4 protein-coding genes are annotated in these 4,320 nt (G+C 67.7%); all 4 read left to right on the forward strand.

Annotation, left to right across the window (positions count from 1 at the left end):
• The first annotated feature begins 35 nt into the window (after positions 1-35).
• Complete coding sequence (bioD, locus tag C5O18_RS11000) at positions 36-329, forward strand: ATP-dependent dethiobiotin synthetase BioD (protein WP_277422153.1); 294 nt, start codon at positions 36-38, stop codon at positions 327-329.
• Positions 302-667, forward strand: a complete 366-nt coding sequence (bioD, locus tag C5O18_RS11005) for an ATP-dependent dethiobiotin synthetase BioD (protein ID WP_277422154.1) — start codon at positions 302-304, stop codon at positions 665-667. The genes bioD (C5O18_RS11000) and bioD (C5O18_RS11005) overlap by 28 nt, the downstream gene beginning before the upstream one ends.
• Before the next feature lie 276 nt (positions 668-943).
• On the forward strand, positions 944-2,731 hold the full coding sequence (locus C5O18_RS06900) for an acyl-CoA dehydrogenase C-terminal domain-containing protein (RefSeq protein WP_105192661.1): 1,788 nt from the start codon (positions 944-946) through the stop codon (positions 2,729-2,731).
• A gap of 152 nt (positions 2,732-2,883) precedes the next feature.
• Positions 2,884-4,320, forward strand: a 1,437-nt coding sequence (locus C5O18_RS06905) for an acyl-CoA dehydrogenase family protein (protein WP_105192663.1), incomplete at its 3' end; no start/stop codon positions are given.

Below are 4,320 nucleotides of genomic sequence, written 5' to 3' on the forward strand. Positions count from 1 at the left end.
GGCGCGCGCGCCTGCACCCCCGCTGAGGAGTTCCCATGCCCGCTTATTTCGTCACCGGCACCGACACCGGCATCGGCAAGACCCACGTTTCGGTCGCGCTGCTCGAGGCCGCCCGCGCCGCCGGCCGCAGCACGCTGGGCCTGAAGCCGGTCGCCGCCGGCTGCGAGGAAACGCCCGATGGCCTGCGCAACGACGACGCGCTGGCGCTGCAGGCGGCGAGCAGCGTCATGCCGCTCTATCAGGAGGTCAACCCGGTGGCGCTGGCAGCGGCGTGCTCGCCGNCGGCTACTGTCGTGGCGCCATGGGCCGCCGCGCCGACCTCACGCTGATCGAGGGCGCCGGCGGCTGGCGCGTGCCCATCAGCGACCGCGAGCTGCTGTCCGGGCTGCCGCGCGAGCTGCGGCTGCCGGTGGTCCTCGTGGTCGGCCTGCGCCTGGGCTGCCTGAGCGTGGCCATGCTCACCGCCGAGGCCATCCTCAAGGACGGCCTGCGTCTGGCCGGCTGGGTCGGCAACGTGGTCGAGCCCGATCTGTTCGGGCTGGATGACAATGTGGCGACGCTCCGGCAGTGGCTGCCGGCGCCCTGCCTGGGCGTGCTGCCGTGGGCGCCGGGCGCGCCCGTGGCGGAGGCGGCGGCGCTGCTCGACCTGGCGCCGCTGCTGCCCTGAGCGCGGTGACGGCCGGCTGCCGCAAGGCGCGGGCGCGGCCCGCTCCGCGGCGGCGTCGTGGTGCCGGACGGCATCATGCCGGTGTCCGTGACCGGCGCGCGGGAAAGGCGTGAACGATCAGTCACACATCGGGCTGGGTTGACTATCTTTTCTTCACTACACTGTCCACGCTACGGGTGGAGGCAGACCTCGCGTTTGCTGGCCTGGTCACGGTTGCCGCCCCCGACAAACACCTGCCCTGCGCCAGCGGCGCACGCAAACCCGAGGAAGCTCACCATGGCATTTCAGTACAAGGCGCCCCAGCGCGACATCCAGTTCGTCATGCACGATGTGCTCGGCCTGGAAAACCTCTACGCCGGCCTGCCCAAGTTCGCGGACACCAACCGCGAGCTGATCGACAGCATCGTCGAAGCCGGCGCCCAGTTCTGCGAAGGCGAACTGGCCCCGCTGAACCGTTCCGGCGACGAAGAAGGCTGTACCTTCAACAACGGCGAAGTCACCACGCCGAAGGGCTTCAAGGAAGCCTACGCCAAGTACGTCGAGCTGGGCTTCGGCGCCCTGTCGGCGGAACCGGAGCACGGCGGCCAGGGCCTGCCGCCCACCATCGGCATCGCGCTCAGCGAAATGATGGGCACCGCCAACTGGTCCTTCGGCATGTACCCGGGCCTGTCGCACGGCGCCATCAACACCGTGGAAGCCCACGGCACGCCGGAACAGAAGGAAACCTACCTGACCAAGCTGGTGTCGGGCGAGTGGACCGGCACCATGTGCCTGACCGAACCGCACGCCGGTTCCGACCTCGGCATCATCCGCACCAAGGCCGAGCCGAACGCCGACGGCTCCTACGCCATCACCGGCACCAAGATCTTCATCTCCGCCGGCGAGCACGACCTGGCCGACAACATCATCCACATCACGCTGGCGCGCCTGCCGGACGCCCCGAAGGGCACCAAGGGCATCTCGCTGTTCATCGTGCCGAAGTTCCTGCCGGACGGCACCCGCAACACCGTGGCCTGCGGCTCCATCGAACACAAGATGGGCATCAAGGCCTCGGCCACCTGCGTGATGAACTTCGACAACGCCAAGGGCTTCCTGATCGGCCCGCCGAACCGCGGCCTGAACTGCATGTTCACGTTCATGAACACCGCCCGCATCGGCACCGCCATCCAGGGTCTGGCCGCCGCCGAAGGCTCCTTCCAGGGTGCCCTCGAGTACGCCCGCGACCGTCTCGCCATGCGCGCCCTGAGCGGCCCGGCCTTCCCGGAAAAGGAAGCCGACCCGATCATCGTGCACCCGGCCGTGCGCCAGCTGCTGCTGACCCAGAAGGCCTTCGCCGAAGGCGGCCGCCTGCTGTGCTACTGGCTGTCGACGCAGAACGACGTGATCCAGGGCTCCGAATCGGAAGAAGCGCGCAAGCAGGCTGACGAGCTGCTGTCGTTCCTGACCCCGATCGCCAAGGCCTTCCTCACCGAAGTCGGCTACGAGTCGGCCAACCACGGCGTGCAGGTCTACGGCGGCCACGGTTTCATCCGTGAGTGGGGCATGGAGCAGATCGTCCGTGACACCCGCATCGCGCTGCTGTATGAAGGCACCACCCAGATCCAGGCCCTCGACCTGCTCGGCCGCAAGGTGCTGCAGACCCAGGGCGGCCTGCTGAAGAACTTCACCAGGATCGTGCACAAGTTCGCCGAAGCCAACAAGGACAACGCCGAGCTGGCGCAGTTCCTGACACCGCTGACCGCCCTGAACAAGGAGTGGGGCGACCTGACCATGAAGATCGGCATGAAGGCCATGCAGAACCCGAACGAAGTCGGCGCCGCCGCGGTCGACTACCTGTTCTACTCGGGCTATGTCACCCTGGCCTACCTGTGGGCGCTGATGGCCAAGACCGCGCAGGACAAGATCGCCGCCGGCGAAGGCGACAAGGCCTTCTACGAAGCCAAGATCAAGACTGCGCAGTTCTACTTCAAGAAGATCCTGCCGCGTACCAAGGGCCATGTCGAAGCCATCGACGGCGGTCTGGACGTGCTCATGCAGATGGACGTCGAGTCCTTCGCCTTCTGACCGAAGGTGTGATTGCCTGAAACGACGGAGGCCCGCACCATGCGGGCTTCTGTCCGTCTGAATCCGATGTGGTGCGGCCGCGCGCGGCACCTGATGCCGGCCCGGCCGGCACCATCAACGGCAGCCCGGCTGCCCCCTGGGAGAAACCGACCATGCCCGTCTACAAGGCCCCCCTGCGCGACATGCGCTTCATCCTCGACGAAGTCTTCGACGCCGCCGGCATCTGGGCCTCGCTGCCCGCGCTGGCCGAGCACGTTGACCGCGACACCGTCGACGCCATTCTCGAAGAGGCCGCCAAGTTCAACGAGAACGTGGTGTTCCCGCTCAACCGCTCCGGCGACGAGGAAGGCGCGAAGTTCGACAATGGCGTGGTGACCACGCCGGCCGGCTTCAAGGATGCCTTCGCGCAGTACGGCGAGGGCGGCTGGATCGGCCTCGGCGCCGACCCGCGCTGGGGCGGCCAGGGCATGCCCAAGATGGTCACGGTGATGACCGAGGAGATCATCTTCGGCGCCAACCCGTCGTTCGCGCTCTACCCGCTGCTCGGCATCGGCGCCGCGCTGGCCATGTCGCAGCACGGCAGCGACGAGCTCAACGACCGCTACCTGCCGAAGATCTACTCCGGCGAGTGGGCCGGCACCATGTGCCTGACCGAGCCGCACGCCGGCACCGACCTGGGCATCATCAAGACCCGCGCCCTGCCGCAGGCCGACGGCTCCTACCGCATCACCGGCACCAAGATCTTCATCACCGGCGGCGAGCACGACCTGGCTGACAACATCATCCACCTGGTGCTGGCCAAGCTGCCGGACGCGCCGGCCGGTTCCAAGGGCATCTCGCTGTTCCTGGTGCCGAAGTTCCTGGTCAACGAGGACGGCTCGGTCGGCGCCCGCAACGCCGTGGCCGCAGGCTCGATCGAGCACAAGATGGGCATCAAGGCCTCGGCCACCTGCGTGATGAACTTCGATGACGCGCAGGGCTGGCTGGTCGGCGAGATCAACGAAGGCCTGGCCGCCATGTTCGTGATGATGAACTACGAACGCCTGTCCATGGGCCTGCAGGGCCTGGGCGCCTCGGAAGTGGCCTACCAGAACGCCGTGGCCTACGCCCGCGACCGCATCCAGGGCCGCTCCGCCACTGGCGTGAAGGTGCCGCAGAAGGCCGCCGACCCGATCATCGTGCATCCGGACGTGCGCCGCATGCTGCTGTCGGTGCGCGCCCATGTCGAGGCCGGCCGCTGCTTCGCCATGTACGTATCGAAGTATCTCGACCTGTCCAAGTACAGCGACGATGCGGCGGTGAAGACCGCCGCCGCCGACCGCGTGGCGCTGATGACGCCGGTGGCCAAGGCCTTCCTCACCGACCGCGCCTTCGATGCCTGCGTCGATGCCCAGCAGGTCTTCGGCGGCCACGGCTACATCCGCGAGTGGGGCATGGAGCAGCTGGTGCGTGACACCCGCATCGCGCAGATATACGAAGGCACCAACGGCATTCAGGCCCTCGATCTGGTCGGCCGCAAGCTGGTGCGCAACAAGGGCGCCTATGTCCGCGAGTACCTCGACGAGGTGCGTGCGCTGGTCGCGGCGACG

The sequence above is a fragment of the Amnimonas aquatica genome (genome assembly GCF_002943415.1).
Lineage (GTDB): Bacteria > Pseudomonadota > Gammaproteobacteria > Pseudomonadales > Moraxellaceae > Perlucidibaca > Perlucidibaca aquatica_A.